The sequence below is a fragment of the Pseudomonas sp. CIP-10 genome, from assembly GCF_020911845.1.
Taxonomy (GTDB): domain Bacteria; phylum Pseudomonadota; class Gammaproteobacteria; order Pseudomonadales; family Pseudomonadaceae; genus Aquipseudomonas; species Aquipseudomonas alloputida.
The window spans coordinates 5,958,470-5,973,746 of sequence record NZ_CP087160.1 but is presented as its reverse complement, the minus strand read 5'-3'; the positions used below and the strand labels follow the sequence as shown (position 1 = coordinate 5,973,746).

14 protein-coding genes are annotated in these 15,277 nt (G+C 59.8%); 6 read left to right on the top strand and 8 right to left on the bottom strand.

Annotated features, from left to right (window positions below; genetic code table 11):
- Positions 1–49: 49 nt before the first annotated feature.
- The gene (cls, locus tag LMH93_RS26895) at positions 50–1,489 is read right to left on the bottom strand and encodes a cardiolipin synthase (protein ID WP_100774165.1); all 1,440 of its coding nucleotides are present in this window, start codon (positions 1,487–1,489) and stop codon (positions 50–52) included.
- Between the two features lie 132 nt (positions 1,490–1,621).
- Between cls and LMH93_RS26890 the strand changes: the two genes are divergently transcribed.
- Positions 1,622–2,149, top strand: coding sequence for a DUF3617 domain-containing protein (locus LMH93_RS26890; RefSeq protein ID WP_003253248.1), 528 nt, complete (start codon positions 1,622–1,624; stop codon positions 2,147–2,149).
- Between the two features lie 271 nt (positions 2,150–2,420).
- On the opposite strand, the gene LMH93_RS26885 is transcribed toward LMH93_RS26890, so the two are convergent.
- Entirely contained in the window at positions 2,421–2,801 is a 381-nt protein-coding gene (locus LMH93_RS26885; protein WP_003253250.1) for a hypothetical protein, read from the bottom strand.
- 114 nt (positions 2,802–2,915) lie between these two features.
- On the opposite strand from LMH93_RS26885, the gene zigA reads away from it, so the two are divergent.
- Genes zigA through LMH93_RS26870 form a run of 3 tightly spaced genes read left to right on the top strand, consistent with a single transcriptional unit; the run spans position 2,916 to position 5,759 of the window.
- Positions 2,916–4,124 carry a zinc metallochaperone GTPase ZigA gene (zigA, locus tag LMH93_RS26880; RefSeq protein WP_230064758.1) on the top strand — a complete coding sequence of 403 codons (1,209 nt, stop codon included), beginning with the start codon at positions 2,916–2,918 and terminating at the stop codon, positions 4,122–4,124.
- Entirely contained in the window at positions 4,121–4,747 is a 627-nt protein-coding gene (locus LMH93_RS26875; RefSeq protein ID WP_230064757.1) for a DUF1826 domain-containing protein, read from the top strand. The genes zigA and LMH93_RS26875 overlap by 4 nt, the downstream gene beginning before the upstream one ends.
- Before the next feature lie 40 nt (positions 4,748–4,787).
- Positions 4,788–5,759 carry a CobW family GTP-binding protein gene (locus tag LMH93_RS26870; RefSeq protein WP_070095374.1) on the top strand — a complete coding sequence of 324 codons (972 nt, stop codon included), beginning with the start codon at positions 4,788–4,790 and terminating at the stop codon, positions 5,757–5,759.
- Here the strand turns inward: LMH93_RS26870 and LMH93_RS26865 are convergent, their stop codons facing one another.
- A complete protein-coding gene (locus tag LMH93_RS26865) occupies positions 5,760–6,152 on the bottom strand; it encodes a DUF3301 domain-containing protein (RefSeq protein WP_003253259.1) in 393 nt (130 codons plus the stop codon).
- A 120-nt stretch (positions 6,153–6,272) separates the two neighbouring features.
- Here LMH93_RS26865 and pdxY point away from each other — a divergent pair, with 120 nt between their 5' ends.
- Positions 6,273–7,145, top strand: a complete 873-nt coding sequence (gene pdxY / locus LMH93_RS26860; RefSeq protein WP_003253261.1) for a pyridoxal kinase PdxY — start codon at positions 6,273–6,275, stop codon at positions 7,143–7,145.
- Here the strand turns inward: pdxY and LMH93_RS26855 are convergent.
- On the bottom strand, positions 7,142–7,627 hold the full coding sequence (locus LMH93_RS26855; RefSeq protein WP_003253263.1) for an acyl-CoA thioesterase: 486 nt from the start codon (positions 7,625–7,627) through the stop codon (positions 7,142–7,144). The genes pdxY and LMH93_RS26855 overlap by 4 nt on opposite strands.
- A 339-nt stretch (positions 7,628–7,966) precedes the next feature.
- On the opposite strand from LMH93_RS26855, the gene LMH93_RS26850 reads away from it, so the two are divergent.
- The gene (locus LMH93_RS26850) at positions 7,967–9,727 is read left to right on the top strand and encodes a cation:proton antiporter (protein ID WP_004575196.1); all 1,761 of its coding nucleotides are present in this window, start codon (positions 7,967–7,969) and stop codon (positions 9,725–9,727) included.
- A gap of 158 nt (positions 9,728–9,885) precedes the next feature.
- On the opposite strand, the gene LMH93_RS26845 is transcribed toward LMH93_RS26850, so the two are convergent.
- The 4 genes from LMH93_RS26845 to zwf all read right to left on the bottom strand — a co-directional run bounded on the left by LMH93_RS26845 (position 9,886) and on the right by zwf (position 15,236).
- On the bottom strand, positions 9,886–10,293 hold the full coding sequence (locus LMH93_RS26845) for an SMI1/KNR4 family protein (RefSeq protein WP_003253266.1): 408 nt from the start codon (positions 10,291–10,293) through the stop codon (positions 9,886–9,888).
- Positions 10,294–10,406: 113 nt separating this feature from the next.
- On the bottom strand, positions 10,407–11,261 hold the full coding sequence (locus tag LMH93_RS26840; protein WP_003253268.1) for a Tim44 domain-containing protein: 855 nt from the start codon (positions 11,259–11,261) through the stop codon (positions 10,407–10,409).
- Positions 11,262–11,392: 131 nt separating this feature from the next.
- Positions 11,393–13,579, bottom strand: coding sequence for a DNA helicase II (gene uvrD / locus LMH93_RS26835; protein ID WP_004575197.1), 2,187 nt, complete (start codon positions 13,577–13,579; stop codon positions 11,393–11,395).
- A gap of 214 nt (positions 13,580–13,793) precedes the next feature.
- Positions 13,794–15,236 carry a glucose-6-phosphate dehydrogenase gene (zwf, locus tag LMH93_RS26830; RefSeq protein WP_180689061.1) on the bottom strand — a complete coding sequence of 481 codons (1,443 nt, stop codon included), beginning with the start codon at positions 15,234–15,236 and terminating at the stop codon, positions 13,794–13,796.
- Between the last annotated feature and the right edge of the window lie 41 nt (positions 15,237–15,277).

Below are 15,277 nucleotides of genomic sequence, written 5' to 3'. Positions count from 1 at the left end.
TTACGGCCCTTTCGCGGTAAAGGTCGCTCTCACAACGGGCGTGCTCACCTTAAAGAATCGGCGATATCAGCCGCGCAATCCGCATCCCCAATTGCTGTAGTCGATGGGTGTCTTGGGTGTCTTCTGCAGTAATTTCCCGCGCGTGTTCGAAGTCTTCGTGGAGCATGTGCTCGACCTGGTCAGCGAAGCCGCGATCGACTGTCAGCAGGGTAATCTCGAAGTTCAGGCGAAACGAGCGGTTGTCCAGGTTGGCACTCCCAATCGCGCTGACGTCATCATCCACCAGCACCACCTTCTGATGCAGAAACCCGGGTTGGTAACGGAACATACGTACCCCCGCGCGCACCGCTTCGAAGGCAAACAGGCTGGAGGCGGCGTAGACGATGCGGTGGTCCGGCCGTGACGGGATGAGCACCCGCACATCGACTCCTCGTAGTACCGCCAGCCGCAAGGCGGCGAACACGGCCTCGTCAGGGATGAAGTAGGGGCTGGTGATCCACACCCTGCGGGTGGCCGAATGAATCGCCTCAAGGAAGAACAGCGAGCAGGTTTCTTGTGGGTCTGCCGGGCCGCTGGCCAAGGCCTGACACAGCACACCGTTGTCCGGGTACGTATCGGGCAGGATCAGCGGCGGGAGCTGGCGCGTGGCCCAATACCAGTCCTCGGCGAACGACTCTTGCAGGCAGGCCAGTACCGGCCCGCTGATCTGTACGTGGGTGTCACGCCAGGGTGAAAGCTGTGGGTGTTCACCCAAATACTCGTCTCCCACGTTGTGACCGCCAATGAAGCCGAGCAAGCCATCCACCACGACAATCTTGCGATGGTTGCGGAAGTTGACCTGGAAGCGGTTGAACCAGCCGCGACGGGTGGCGAATGCATGGATCTGCACGCCGCCGTCACGCAGCATCTGGCTGTAGCTGGCCGGCAAGGCGTGGCTGCCGACACGGTCGTACAGCACGAACACCTGCACGCCCTCGGCGGCTTTGCGTAGCAAGAGTTGCTGCAGCGCCTTGCCGAGGGTGTCGTCATGAATGATGAAGAACTGCACCAATACCACATCGCGTGCTTTTTCGATGGCTGCGAAGATGGCATCGAAGGTGGCCTTGCCATTGATCAGCAGTTTTACCTGGTTATTTGCCAGGCATGGCATGCGACCCAGCTTGGGCATCGCTCGCAACGCGGCGTAGCTTTCGGACTCGCGGGCGGTAAGGGCTTCTTCAACCCAAGGTCGCCAGTTGAGGTTGGCCATGGCCACGTGCATTTCTTGGTTGGCCTGACGCCGAGCCTTGATGTAGGCGTAGAACGAGCGGGCGCCGAAGATCAGGTAGGGGATCAAGGTGAGGTAGGGGATGAAGAGCAAGGGCATCGCCCACGCAATGGCACCCTGAGCTGTTCGCACGGTGAACAGCGCATGCAGTCCGGCGACTATACCCAGCAGATGGATCAGGCCGAGTAGGTAACCAAAGAAGTAGGGGCTGTGGTAATCCATATGCATCCTGCTTGCCGAGTACACTTGAGGTAACAGAACACGTTCCCGGTCCGCCTGCAACCCGCAGGCGGATTTGGCGTCTAAGGCTCAGTCCGGCCCGTTTGACCGGTTTTTTTCCAGGAGCGTTCGTCCATGAAGATTCGTCTGCCACTGTTGGCGTTGGCCCTAGGCATGAGCAGTCCGCTGGTGCAAGCCCAGATGCTGCAACCGGGGTTGTGGGAGCTGACCACCAGCAACATGCAGGTCGATGGCAAGCCGCTACCCGACATGGAATTCATGCTTGGCCAGTTGAAGAACCTGCCGCCAGAGCAGCGCGCAATGATGGAGGGGGTGTTGGCCAAACAAGGGGTCAGTGTAGGTGGCAAGGGTGTGCGTTCGTGCCTGACACCAGAACAGGTGGCAACGAATGACATTCCGCTGCAGGACCCGAAATCGGGCTGCACTCAGAAGATTACCGACCGTACCGGTAACGTGTGGAAATTCCAGTTCAGCTGCCCGAAGGCACAGGGTAGTGGCCAGGCTACATTTCTCAGTGATCGGGAATTCACCACCCAGGTCAGTGGCACGTTCAACGCATCGGGTGTGCAGCAGCAAGGCAGCATGAACACGCGTGCGGTGTGGCTAGGCAATGACTGCGGGACAGTCAAACCGCGCAGCTGAAGTTCCATTGCCACTGGCTGGTGGCAACCGCGTCGTGGGCATGCAGCCTCTGTTGCCGTTCGAGCAGCCGAGCATGGCCAGTTCCAGAAGTCGGTAGGGAAACGAATAGTTCCACGTGGAACATTTCGTTTTCAATCCTTGCCTCGACGCGGTTAAGGCATAGCTTTTCGGCCTGAGAACGGCTGATCAAGGCAGGCGTTTTCAGCTAGCGCTCGAAGCTGATGTGCAAATAGGCGGCAGTAGAGGCAAAGCCTTCAAACAAAAGAAGGCATCAACGGCAGCCCTCGATCAAGCTGCAATGCAGCTTGAAGCGCTCCCCACTGGAACTCGATACGCGGTTCAAGGTGGTCCAGCCTACTCGGCGGCTGTAACCCACCCAGGCCTCACCATTGCTGGCCAGGCCGGTAAAAAAAGTCAACGTGCCATAGCGGCTGTTGGTTTGTGCCCATAGTCGGCGGCTGCTGAAGTCATAGCCGCGAAGGTAGAACGTGCTGCCTTCGGTGCGCACGCTGTAGTAGTTGCCGTTGCCGTCCTGGCAAGCGAGCAGCGTCGCGCTTCGCGTACAAAGGGCCAATGCACCGTTTTGCGGCATGGCCAACAGCGAGGCAGGCATGGTGAGCACCAGCAATGCCATGACGCGTGGCAGATTCATTTTTCATCCCCTGTGAGCACTCGTCCGTCGAGAACCACTTGGCGAAATTGTATTGTTACTTTATAACATTGTGCAATGCATCGTTTCGAATGCGTCTGCCTGAAGGGGTTCGCCATGTCCAATCGTCTTCCCGTCACCGTGCTGTCCGGCTTTTTGGGCGCCGGCAAGAGCACGCTGCTCAACCATGTACTGCGCAACCGCGACAACCTGCGGGTGGCGGTAATCGTCAACGATATGAGTGAAATCAACATCGATGCCAGTGAGGTGCAGCGCAATGTCAGCCTCAACCGCGCTGAAGAGAAACTGGCCGAGATGAGCAACGGCTGCATTTGCTGCACGTTGCGCGAAGACCTGCTTGAGGAGGTTGCACGGCTGGCCGAAGAGGGACGTTTCGATTATTTGTTGATCGAATCCACCGGTATCTCTGAGCCACTGCCAGTGGCTGAGACCTTCACTTTCCGTGACGAGCTGGGTCGCAGTCTGTCCGATATGGCGCGACTGGACACCATGGTCACCGTGGTCGATGGCTTGAACTTCCTGCGCGACTATCAAGCAGCAGAGAGCCTGGCCAGCCGTGGTGAAACGTTGGGCGAAGAAGACGAGCGGTCGATCAGTGATTTGCTGATCGAACAGGTCGAGTTCGCAGATGTACTGCTGCTGAGCAAGATCGACCTGATCAGCCAACATGAGCGCGAAGAACTCATCGCCATTTTGCGCAGCCTCAATGCCCGGGCGCAGATCGTACCCATGGTCATGGGCCAAGTGCCGCTGGCACGGATCCTCAACACCGGGCTGTTCGACTTCGATCAAGCGGCCCAGGCACCAGGCTGGTTGCAGGAGCTGCGCGGTGAACATGTACCAGAAACCGAAGAGTACGGTATCGCGGCCATGACCTGGCAGGCCCGACGCCCGCTTCATCCACAGCGCTTTTACGACTTTATCCACAAGGACTGGGAAAACGGAAGGCTGCTGCGTTCCAAAGGCTTTTTCTGGTTGGCCAGCAAATATCAGGAAGCTGGCAGCTGGTCGCAAGCGGGCGGCATGATGCGCCATGGTCTGGCTGGCCGCTGGTGGCGCTTCGTGCCACGCGAGCAGTGGCCACAGGATGTGGATAACACGAGCGAGATCTTGAAACACTGGACCGCTGAGACCGGTGACTGCCGCCAGGAGTTGGTGTTTATCGGGCAGAATATCGACTTCGAAAAATTATCCACAGCCCTCGATGCATGCCTGTTGACGGATCAAGAAATGGACTTGGGCCACATGGGTTGGTTGCGCCTACCTGACCCATTTGGCCCATGGCATGAGGAGGCGGCAGCATGAACCTGTCGCACCGACCTGTGGATATCTTTCAGGTGTTTGGCGAGACGCCCCAAGTGCTGGCCGAAGTGCTGCAGGATGGCGTGAACCTGGCCGTCTGGCGGCGGCGCTTGCCGGCACAACTGGAGGACTTTGCCGCACTGGTGATCAGCCTTGGCCAGCCCTTGGCTGATCAGCGGGTAATTGATGTGAACGAGGAGCAGAAGCCGGTATTGCCAGATCTGCTGCGTGAAGCGGCGGATTTGCATGGATATGAAGCTTTCGTTGCTGATGTGACCTGGTTGGTGGCGGCTTATACCTGCCTGGTTGGCGCACGACGGGTCGGTTTGCGCTTGCGCGTTCTGGACGGTCCGATGTGCCCGCGCTTCCATGTGGATAACGTACCGTTGCGCCTGCTCACCACCTACGTCGGCCCAGGTAGCGAATGGTTGCAAGAGCGGGACAGCGGCCGTGGTGAGTTACACACAGCTCAGCCACCTGTGGATAACATCCAGCACCTGCAAGCCGGTGAGGTGGCGATACTCAAAGGTGAAAAATGGCAGGGTAATGAAGGGGCAGGCCTGGTTCATCGGTCGCCTTCGGCACAGCGGGGGCGTTTGCTGCTCAGCCTTGACTGGCTGGCCTGACAGCGCATAGTGAGGCATCACCGCCGCCTGAAGCCACGCCATGTTGCAGAACATTCCCACCCATGTAATTGCTGGCCCGCTGGGTGCTGGCAAGACCACTTTGATCCGTCACTTGCTGGCCCAGCGCCCCGCAAACGAGCGCTGGGCGGTATTGATCAACGAGTTCGGCCTGGTCGGCCTGGATGCAGCCTTACTCAGCCGTGACGAAGACGGCATCGCCATCGGCGAGGTCGCAGGCGGCTGCCTGTGCTGCGTCAACGGCATGCCGTTCCAGGTGGGCCTGGGCCGATTGCTACGCAAATCGCGGCCTGACCGGCTGTTTATCGAACCTTCCGGCCTGGGCCATCCGTTGCAGCTGCTGGCTCAGTTGCAGCAAGCGCCTTGGGTTGGAGTGCTGACAATTCAGCCACTCTTGATGGTTGTGGATGCCCAGGCCATGGCCCGAAACGAGCCGCTTCCAGAGGCTCAACAGCAGGCTTTCAATGCCTCTGAACACGTGGTTTTCAATAAATCAGAGGCTGTGGATGAACAACATAAGTTGTTGATAACTAATAAATTTAAAGAAAAGAGCATCGTGTGGACCGTGCAAGGGCAACTGCCTCTGTCCGGCCTCCCGACGGCATCTCCACAGATTGTTGACAGCTCATTACTGGAAAACCAGATTGTCGACAATCTTGGAATAGCCCCCGCAGTATTGTGGGCAGACCCCCGTCAGCCTATCTGCCTTGCCCAGCAAGGGGAGGGCGGTTGGAGTATTGGCTGGCGGTGGCACCCTGGCCAAGAGTTTTATCCACAGCGGCTAAAGGCTTTCTTGTGTGCTTGGCCATGGCGACGGGCCAAGGGAGTTATCCACAGCATGGAGGGCTGGTGGTCATTCAATGGGCTGAATGGGGATATGCCCGCTTGGCAGCCCAGCGACTGGCGGAAGGACACGCGTATCGAGCTGATTTTCGATCAGCCGCAACCGCAACCCGCATTGCAAGCCGGGTTGGATGAATGTCGCGTCAGTTGATCAGTTGCGCCAGCGGTTATGCTCCTGGCGCCATTGCTGCATCTCTATGACGTTGTCGGCGCGCGGTGGGGTCTTGATTTCGAACGGGTAGGGCGCCAGCTCGATCTGCACACTGTGGGCGCCGAACTGGGTCGCGGTGCCGGGGTGACGTTGCTCACCCGTGACGGTGAATTCGAAGGCATAGACGCGTGCCAGGCGCTTGCGGCCATTGGCATCCCGGACAAAGGCGATGCGCTTGAGCGCTACGGCATCGTCAAGCAACTCCAGGTCGAGTTTGGCGCAATGCTGTTTGACCCGTTCCAGGGCCTTTTCACGCAACCCATGGTTATGCCACAACCAGGCGCCTGCCGTGGCTACCAGCATCAGGACGAAGAGGTTCTCCAGGGTCAACATTTGCATATGCTCCAAACAGGTAGATCCAGCTTAACTGCGTTCCTGGCCTGTCGTACAGGTAGCAATCGAGTTCATACTGCGCTGCGCACAATCCTAGAAACAGCTTTGGAAACCTCCCGCATGAAACGTACCCCGCACCTGCTCGCCATTCAGTCCCACGTGGTGTTCGGCCACGCCGGCAACAGCGCCGCGGTATTCCCCATGCAGCGTATCGGGGTCAATGCCTGGCCACTCAATACCGTGCAGTTCTCCAATCACACACAGTATGGCCAGTGGGCGGGCGAAGTGCTTGCCCCAGCGCAAATTCCTGCGTTGGTGGAAGGCATTTCCAACATCGGCGAGCTGGGCCACTGCGATGCGGTGCTTTCCGGCTACCTGGGCAGTGCCGAACAAGGGCGAGCGATCCTGGCCGGCGTCGAGCGGATCAAGGCGGTAAACCCAAAAGCGTTATACCTGTGCGACCCGGTCATGGGGCACCCGGAAAAGGGCTGCATCGTGCCGCCCGAAGTCAGTGAGTTCCTGCTTGACGAGGCTGCAGCCACGGCGGACATCCTGTGCCCCAACCAGCTGGAGTTGGACAGCTTCTGTGGGCGCCGCGCCCAGTCGCTGGAGGATTGCGTGAACATGGCGCGCAGCCTGCTGCAGCGTGGGCCGCAGGTTGTACTGGTCAAGCACCTGGCGTACCCCGGGCGGGCCGAAGAACAGTTCGAAATGCTGCTGGTGACCGCCGAGCACAGCTGGCACTTGCGCCGCCCACTGCTGGCGTTTCCGCGTCAGCCGGTGGGGGTGGGTGACCTGACCTCAGGCTTGTTCCTGGCGCGTGTGCTGCTGGGCGACAGCTGGGTGCAGGCATTCGAATTCACGGCTGCGGCAGTGCATGAAGTGTTGCTGGAAACCCAGGCCTGCGCCAGCTACGAATTGCAGTTGGTACGGGCCCAGGACCGCATTGCGCACCCACGGGTGCGCTTCGAAGCGCAGTTACTGGCGCTTTAAATGGCGTCGGTTTTCAAGTCCTGATAGCGCTTTTCCAGTTCCTGGCGGATCTGCCGGCGCTGCTGGCCTTGCAGGAAGCGGCGCTTTTCTTCGCTGCTGTGCGGCTGGCGTGGTGGCACCGGCACCGGGCGGCGGTTGTCGTCGACCGCGACCATGGTGAAGAAGCAACTGTTGGAATGGCGCACCGAGCGCTCGCGAATGTTCTCGGTCACCACTTTGATGCCAACTTCCATCGAAGTGTTGCCGGTGTAGTTGACCGACGCCAGGAAGGTTACCAGTTCACCCACGTGCACGGGTTCACGGAAGATCACCTGATCGACCGACAGGGTTACCACATAACTGCCGGCATAACGGCTGGCGCATGCATAAGCCACTTCGTCGAGGTACTTGAGCAGGGTGCCGCCATGTACGTTGCCAGAAAAGTTGGCCATGTCCGGGGTCATCAGGACGGTCATGCTCAGCTGGGCGTTTCCAGGTTCCATAGTGTGCTCACGGTGAGGTTGCGCTGAATCGGGCGAATGGAGGGCGTTATCTGCTGACACTGCTGTTCCCCTCTTTTGAATGTGCCTTGCTGATACGGGACGTTGGCTGGCGCATCATCGTCACGCTGATCATGCCATCAGCGGCGCTTTTCCAGCCGATCTGTTTCTGCATATTGCACTGGCTTTTAGCGGCGGAGCGCGATGTTAACCTGAGTACGCCCATGCAACATGGGTGTTCCCGGATTCAATACAGTATGTACTTGCTGCTCGCTCAGGTTTGCCTCGGCAGAGGAGCGGTCTGCCCAGGCATTCACAAGACGAGAAAAGGAGTATCACGCCATGCATGCCATCAGCTTCATCCAGGACCTGGCAGTCATCATGCTGGTCGCTGGCGTGGTCACCATTCTTTTTCACCGTTTCAAGCAGCCGGTGGTGCTGGGCTACATTGTCGCCGGCTTCATCATTGGCCCGCACACTCCGCCGTTCGGCCTGATTCATGACGAAGACACCATCAAGACCCTCGCCGAACTGGGGGTGATCTTCCTGATGTTCTGCCTGGGGCTCGAGTTCAGCTTGCGCAAGCTGTTCAAGGTTGGTGCCACGGCGTTTATCGCAGCGTTCCTGGAAATCGTCCTGATGATCTGGATCGGTTTCGAGATTGGCCGCTGGTTTGGCTGGAACACCATGGATTCACTGTTCCTGGGCGCCATCCTGGCCATTTCCTCCACCACCATCATCGTCAAGGCGCTCAACGACTTGAAGATGAAGAACGAGCGCTTTGCCCAGCTGATCTTCGGCGTACTGATCGTCGAGGACATTCTGGGTATCGGTATCATTGCCCTGCTGTCGGGCATCGCGGTCAGCGGCACGGTCAGCTCGGGCGAAGTGTTCTCCACTGTCGGCAAGCTGTCGCTGTTCATGATCGTCGCCTTGGTCATCGGTATTTTGCTGGTACCGCGGTTACTGGCCTATGTCGCCAAGTTCGAAAGCAACGAAATGTTGCTGATCACTGTTCTGGGCCTGTGTTTCGGCTTCTGCCTGCTGGTTGTGAAGCTGGAGTACAGCATGGTGCTAGGCGCTTTCCTGATTGGCGCAATCATGGCCGAATCACGCCAGTTGCTGAAGATCGAACGCCTGATCGAGCCTGTACGCGACCTGTTCAGTGCCATCTTCTTCGTCGCCATCGGCCTGATGATCGACCCTCAGGTACTGATCGACTATGCCTGGCCTATCGTTGTCATCACTCTGGCGGTGGTGCTGGGCAAAATGCTGTCTTGCGGCATGGGGGCGTTCATTGCCGGCAATGACGGGCGTACGTCTTTGCGTGTGGGCATGGGGCTTTCGCAGATCGGCGAGTTCTCCTTCATCATTGCCGCGCTGGGCATGACCCTGCAGGTGACCAGCGACTTCCTTTACCCGGTGGCGGTGGCGGTATCGGCAATCACCACGTTGCTGACACCCTACCTCATCCGCGCGGCTGACCCGTTGTCGCAGAAACTGGGCAATGTGGTGCCCGCCCGCCTCGCACGCGTGTTGTCGTTGTATGGCGAGTGGTTACGCAACATCCAGCCGCAGGGCGAGAGTGCCATGCTGGCGGCGATGATCCGGCGCATTCTGTTGCAGGTTGGGGTGAACCTGGCGCTGGTGATCGCCATTTTCTTCAGTGGCGGCTACTTTGCAGGGCGTATCGGCAATTGGCTCAGTGAGTGGGTCAGCGATGTCAGCCAGCAGAAGGCCGTCATATGGGGGGCTGCTTTGTTGCTGTCACTGCCATTCCTGATCGCCGCGTACCGCAAGCTAAAGGCACTCTCGATGCTGCTGGCAGAGATGGGCGTGAAGCCGGAAATGGCCGGGCGACATACCCAGCGCGTGCGCCGTGTGATCGCCGAAGTGATCCCGCTGTTGTCGTTGCTGGTGATTTTCCTGCTGCTGTCGGCATTGTCCGCCAGCATTCTGCCCACCAGCGAACTGCTGCTGGTGATTGCCGTGGTAGCTGCGGTGGTGGTGGCGTTGTTGTGGCGCTGGTTTATCCGCGTGCACACGCGCATGCAGATCGCGTTGCTGGAGACGCTGGAGAACAGTCGCGAGAACTCGCACTGAGGGGGTTACGCCCTGGGCAAGGTATCTCGCCCGCCCGAGGAGATGGGGTTATAGCGATGTCGCCAGGCGCAAAAAGCCTGGCGATTTTAACGACCTTGAGGCGCTGAAACGTCATTGTTACTGACTCAGATCGCGAGCTTCTCTATAGGTGCTAGCGATCAGCTCTCCAGCCAAACATCTCGCGCCCAGTGCCACACCGATTCCCAACTGTCTTCGCCGACAATTTCCTCTTCGGCATCCCACAGCACCACGGTGCCGTCCTCTTCGACGCAATAGTAATTGTCGCCGTCCTGGCACAGCGGAATCAGGTCACGCGGTACGCCGGCATCCCAGGCGTTGGAGGCCACATCTGGCAGGTAGGTGTGCGACTGCGGATCAGTGACGGTAACAGGCTCAAGGGAGCCGTAAACCACATCACTTACGGTCAGCAGAAACTCTTTGAACACGAATGGAATATTGATGAACAGCTGTTCTTCGATCTCTACCAGCTGGTCTTCATCGGGAAGCTCCAGGGGCACTGGTACTGGCTCATTCGCTTCACGGAGTTGTTCGATCACTTCTTCCACGGTTCACTTCCTCTGACCTAGATGACAACGCTGCGCCTTATACCCTAGTAGCCCACTTTGGCAAAAGCAAAAACCCCGGGCAAGCCCGGGGTTCTCTGTTTAGCACGCAGCGATTAGCCGTTTTGACGGATACCGGCTACCAGCCAAGGCTGGTTCTCGCCTTGGGCGCGAACCATGTGCCAGCTTTCGCTGAACACTTCGCCCTGGTCGAAGCGCGAATTCTTCGACACGCCACGGAAGGTCAGGGTCGCGTCGGTGCGGTCGGCGCGGTCATCGACACCGTCCAGTTGCACTTCCAGGTTATCGATGTAGGTAGACTGGAAGCCATCACCCAGTTCAGCACGCTCACGCTTGAGGAACTCAAGCATTTGCGGGGTAACGAACTCGCTGATCTTGTCCATTTCATTGGCATCCCAGTGCTGCTGCAGCGACTGGAAGTGGTTACGGGCTGCCGCCAGGAAGCTCTGCTCGTTGAACCAGGCCGGGGCGTTGATCACCGGTGCGGCTGCGGCAGCAGGTGCGGCCGAACCACCGAAAATCGAAGGCTGGGCAGGCTGCGCGTGAGCCTCACGCTGCATCGGCGCATGGCCTGGCATGGCCATTTGTGGCTGCTGCTGGCGGCGGCGCGCGGCGATGAAGCGGAACACGAGGAAGGCGATGAGCGCCACGATCAGGAAGTCCATGATCTGGAAGCCTTCGAAACCGTCGCCCATGAACATGGAAGCCAGCAGGCCACCGGCGGCGAGGCCGGCCAGAGGGCCCAACCAGCGCGAAGCACCGCTGGCGGCAGCCGGTGCACGGCCAGGTGCGGTCGGCGCGGCAGCAGGCGTGGTTGGCGTAGCCTGGCGGGTCTGGTGGATAGGCGCGGAGCCCGAGCTCTTGCCGCCGCCGAAACGCTTGGCGCTGGCGTCCAGGCTCAGCGTCAGGCCGACGCAGAGCGCCAGTGCGATGCTAAGAAAACGTTGCATAAGTGGGATATCCCCTGTTGTGGATTGCACGCGCGTCATGGTGCACAGGTTCCCGGGCACATGACCAGCGACATAGTGTTTCGAGCTTTTGCCTGATGTTACAAAGTTGGCAGGCCCGGCCCTTGTGGGCTTTAGACAGCCTCGAGCTTGGCATACCCCAGCATCAGCCATTTGCTACCTTCGGCAAAATTCACCTGTACCCGCGCCTGAGCGCCAGAACCCTCGAAGTTGAGGATTACGCCTTCGCCGAATACTGCATGCTGCACACGCTGGCCAAGGTTGAACGCGGTCTGCGGAATGCTGGCATTGGCGAACAGGTTGCTGTTGGTGGCCGTCTTGGCCCCGCCGAACGGGCGGCTGACACTGTTGGACAGGCGTACTTCCTGAACCAGGCCGGCCGGAATTTCACGCACGAAACGCGACACCTTGTTATACGTCTCGCTGCCATAAAGGCGGCGTGTTTCGGCGTAGGTCATGACCAGCTGGCGCATGGCGCGGGTGATGCCTACATAGGCCAGGCGTCGTTCCTCTTCCAGGCGGCCGGGTTCTTCCAGGCTCATCTTGTGCGGGAACAAGCCTTCTTCCATGCCCACCAGGAACACATAGGGGAACTCCAGGCCTTTGGCGCTGTGCAGGGTCATCAGCTGGATGCTGTCTTCATGCTCGTCAGCCTGAGTATCGCCAGCTTCGAGTGAGGCGTGGCCAAGGAAGGCCGAGAGCGGAGACAGGTCGGCGTCTTCGTCGGTGGACTCGAAGTTGCGTGCCGCACTGACCAGTTCCTCAAGGTTTTCTACCCGTGCCTGGCCCTTTTCACCCTTTTCTTCCTGGTGATAGGTGATCAGGCCGGACTGTTCGATGGTGGTCTGGGTCATGGTATGCAGCGGCATGTCCACAACCTTGGCAGCCAGCCCCTCGATCAGCTCGATAAAGGCCCCCAGAGCACTGGCGGCGCGGCCCTTCAGGGCCTTGGCGGCGAGCAGCTGGCACATGGCCTCCCACATGGACAGCTGGCTGTGACGGGCGTGCTCGCGGATGGCTTCGACGGTTTTTTCGCCAATACCGCGCGGCGGCACGTTGATCACCCGCTCCAGAGCGGCATCGTTGCCACGCCCTTCGATCAGGCGCAGGTAAGCCATGGCATTCTTGATTTCGGCGCGCTCGAAGAAGCGCTGGCCGCCATAGATGCGGTAGGGGATGCGCTCGCGCAGCAGGGCCTCTTCCAGCACGCGCGACTGGGCGTTGGAGCGGTACAGGATGGCGATCTCGTTGCGCGCATTGCCCTGCTTGACCAGGCTCTCGATGGTTTCCACGACATAGCGCGCTTCGTCGTGCTCATTGTAGGCCGCGTACAGGGTCAGTGGTTCGCCTTCGCCCATGTCGGTCCACAGTTCCTTGCCCAGGCGCCCGCTGTTGTTGGCGATCAGCGCGTTGGCCGCCTTGAGGATGCCGCCGGTGGAGCGGTAGTTCTGCTCCAGGCGGATCATTTCGGCGTCGGGGAAGTCGGCGGTGTACTGGTGGATGTTTTCGATCTTGGCGCCGCGCCAGCCGTAGATCGACTGGTCGTCATCGCCTACCGCCATCAGGCTGTCGCCACCGCGTGCCAGCAGGCGCAACCAGGCGTACTGCACGGCGTTGGTATCCTGGAACTCGTCCACCAGCACGTGGCGGAAGCGTCGTTGATAGTGCTCCAGCAGGCCCGGATGGTCACGCCACAGGTCCAGGGCGCGAAGCAGCAGCTCGGAGAAATCGATGACACCGGCGCGCTCGCACGCCTGCTCGTAGGCCGTATAGACCTCGCGCATGGTCGCCAGGAACAGGTCGCCCCCCGCCTGGATATGCTGCGGGCGCAGGCCTTCGTCTTTCTGCCCATTGATGAACCACTGGGCCTGGCGTGCCGGCCACTTCTGCTCGTCCAGGCCCAACTCGCGCATGACCCGCTTGATCAGGCGCTGCTGGTCGTCGCTGTCGAGGATCTGGAAGTTCTGCACCAGCCGCGCTTCCTGCCAGTGGGCCCGCAACAGGCGATGGGCCAGGCCGTGGAAGGTGCCGACCCACATGCCTGCCGGGTTGATGCCCAACAGTTGCTCGATCCGCTGGCGCATTTCTGCTGCGGCCTTGTTGGTGAACGTCACCGACAGGATCGAGTGCGGCGATGCCTGCTCGACCTGGATCAGCCAGGCGATGCGGTGTACCAGCACGCGGGTTTTACCGGAACCGGCGCCGGCAAGCACCAGTTGACGCCCGAGCGTGGCCGCTACGGCCTGGCGTTGGGCATCGTTGAGGGAATTCAGCAGGAGAGAGAGGTCGTCTGTGCGCATCGGGCCATTCTAGGGCGATGCCGGGTAAGGGGCAAATATCTACTGTATGAATATTCACCTGGCGGCATCCCGCTCATCGGTCCGGGGCCAGGTCACGGCCTGCGCAAGCTGGCTGAGGCATCGTTAGTCGAAGGCCTTCCCGTTATGGATTTCGCACCTTCGAATTTCATCTGCTGCTGTTTCAGATTAAAGGTCGCGCCATCGCGCAGGTCATTCAGCCATGCCAGTGCCTGCCATGCCTGGCGAGCAGGCTGTTGGCTTGCTCGGGCCCGAAACTGCCAGCCGGGTAGGGGCGGGGCGCCTGAAAGTGCTCTTCACAGCCCTTGATGATTGGATCTACCCAGGCCCAGGCTGCTTCCACTTCATCGCGGCGCATGAACAGCGTCGAATCACCTTCGAGCACATCCAGCAGCAGACGCTCGTAGGCTTCCCAGCGGCGAGTCTGGCTGAACACCTGGGCCAGATTAAGGTCCAGGTCCACGGGTTCCAGGCGCATGCCTTTGCCTGGGCTCTTGGTCATCATGCGAAGGCTGATGCGTTCGTCCGGTTGCAGCTGTATCAGTAACTGGTTGACCTGGCCGCCGCTGAACAGTTCGTGAGGCACTGGCTTGAACTGGATGACGATCTGCGAAGCGCGCCGCGCCATGCGTTTGCCGGTGCGCAGATAGAAAGGCACGCCCGCCCAGCGCCAGTTGTCGATGTGCGCCTCGATGGCAACGAAAGTTTCGGTATCGCTGTCGTTGTCGACGTCCTTTTCAAAGTAGTAGGCCGGCACTTCCTGGCCGCCGATACGCCCGGCACCATACTGGCCACGTACCGTCTTGTCCTGCACATCCTGGCCGGTGATCGGCTTGAGGGCGCGCAGGATTTTCACCTTTTCGTCGCGTACCGCTTCTGCCTCGAATTGCGCGGGTGGCTCCATGGCCACCAGGCACAGCAGTTGCAGCAGGTGGTTCTGCAGCATGTCGCGAATAGCCCCGGCGCGATCGTAGTAGGCACCGCGGTTTTCTACGCCCAGTGTCTCGCAAACGCTGATCTGGACATGGTCGACCTGGTTGTTGCGCCACACCGGCTCCAGCAGGGCATTGGCAAAACGCAGGGCCATCAGGTTCTGCACGGTTTCCTTGCCCAGGTAGTGGTCGATGCGGAACACCTGTCTTTCTTCGAACACCGTGCCAATGGCTTCATTGATGGCTGTGGCCGATCCCAGCGAATGGCCGATCGGTTTTTCCAGCACGATGCGCGCTTCGGTGTCGGCCAGTCCGGCAATGCGCAGGTGGTTGGCAATCGGCACGAACAGGTTGGGAGCGGTGGCCAGGTAGAAGATGCGCGTCAGCCCACCGGGTTCGCCCAGGTAGCGTGCCAGGCGGCCGAAGTCGGCGCTCTGTGAAGCATCCATCGGGAAGTAGTCGACCCGTGCGGAAAACCGCCGCCATACCTCTTCGTCGAAGTCGCTGCGGGCAATCTGTGCCCGACAATGGCGTTCGGCGAGCTTCAGATAGTCGATGCGTGGCAGGTTGCGTCTGGCCAGTGCGATGACCCGCACGGCAGGGTTCAGACGGGCCTCGCGAAACAGGTGGTAGAGCGCCGGAAGTAATTTGTGCAGGGCCAGATCACCGGTGCCGCCGAAGACCAGAATGTCGCAAGGAATAGTCAAACCACCACTCTCCACGTTCGTTTAACTGGGCGGGTTGGCGT

What these genes read in the sequence shown, in the direction of transcription:
- LMH93_RS26855 (WP_003253263.1), bottom strand. Translation starts at nt 7,627, where the DNA reads ATGGAACCTGGAAACGCCCAGCTGAGCATGACCGTCCTGATGACCCCG.
- cls (WP_100774165.1), bottom strand. Translation starts at nt 1,489, where the DNA reads ATGGATTACCACAGCCCCTACTTCTTTGGTTACCTACTCGGCCTGATC.
- LMH93_RS26850 (WP_004575196.1), top strand. Translation starts at nt 7,967, where the DNA reads ATGCATGCCATCAGCTTCATCCAGGACCTGGCAGTCATCATGCTGGTC.
- LMH93_RS26890 (WP_003253248.1), top strand. Translation starts at nt 1,622, where the DNA reads ATGAAGATTCGTCTGCCACTGTTGGCGTTGGCCCTAGGCATGAGCAGT.
- uvrD (WP_004575197.1), bottom strand. Translation starts at nt 13,579, where the DNA reads ATGCGCACAGACGACCTCTCTCTCCTGCTGAATTCCCTCAACGATGCC.
- LMH93_RS26865 (WP_003253259.1), bottom strand. Translation starts at nt 6,152, where the DNA reads ATGTTGACCCTGGAGAACCTCTTCGTCCTGATGCTGGTAGCCACGGCA.
- LMH93_RS26840 (WP_003253268.1), bottom strand. Translation starts at nt 11,261, where the DNA reads ATGCAACGTTTTCTTAGCATCGCACTGGCGCTCTGCGTCGGCCTGACG.
- LMH93_RS26885 (WP_003253250.1), bottom strand. Translation starts at nt 2,801, where the DNA reads ATGAATCTGCCACGCGTCATGGCATTGCTGGTGCTCACCATGCCTGCC.
- LMH93_RS26875 (WP_230064757.1), top strand. Translation starts at nt 4,121, where the DNA reads ATGAACCTGTCGCACCGACCTGTGGATATCTTTCAGGTGTTTGGCGAG.
- zigA (WP_230064758.1), top strand. Translation starts at nt 2,916, where the DNA reads ATGTCCAATCGTCTTCCCGTCACCGTGCTGTCCGGCTTTTTGGGCGCC.
- LMH93_RS26870 (WP_070095374.1), top strand. Translation starts at nt 4,788, where the DNA reads ATGTTGCAGAACATTCCCACCCATGTAATTGCTGGCCCGCTGGGTGCT.
- pdxY (WP_003253261.1), top strand. Translation starts at nt 6,273, where the DNA reads ATGAAACGTACCCCGCACCTGCTCGCCATTCAGTCCCACGTGGTGTTC.